Origin of the sequence: Shigella sp. FC1661, from assembly GCF_001712525.1 — a bacterium.
GTDB lineage: Bacteria > Pseudomonadota > Gammaproteobacteria > Enterobacterales > Enterobacteriaceae > Escherichia > Escherichia coli.
Genome location: NZ_MDGW01000523.1, coordinates 1 through 290, shown reverse-complemented (window position 1 = coordinate 290; position 290 = coordinate 1). Strand labels below are relative to the sequence as shown.

At 54.5% G+C, this 290-nt stretch carries 1 protein-coding gene and 1 other annotated feature; the gene reads right to left on the bottom strand.

What is annotated here, in order from left to right:
- A partial coding sequence (locus BFF42_RS21600; protein WP_146753335.1) for an IS3 family transposase occupies positions 1–290 on the bottom strand: 290 nt, incomplete at both ends.
- Positions 230–289: a sequence feature (AL1L pseudoknot), on the bottom strand. (Overlaps the previous gene by 60 nt.)

Below are 290 nucleotides of genomic sequence, written 5' to 3'. Positions count from 1 at the left end.
CCCGGAGAACACCGGCAAGTCCCATAACCGCCATGAGACGTGCCACAGTGCATCTGGCCACTCTGATACCTTCCCGTAACAACTGACGCCAGACTTTACGCACACCGTATACCTGATGATTCCCATCGTATACGCGCAGTATCTCTTTCTTCAGCCAGTCATCGCGCTGCGCACGGGCACTGCGTTTATCCGGATGATGTCGCTGTTGCTGACAGTGGTAATACGTTGACGGGGCAATATGTAGTTCACTGCATACCGGTCCGACCCCGTACAGCTTACGCAGCTTATCC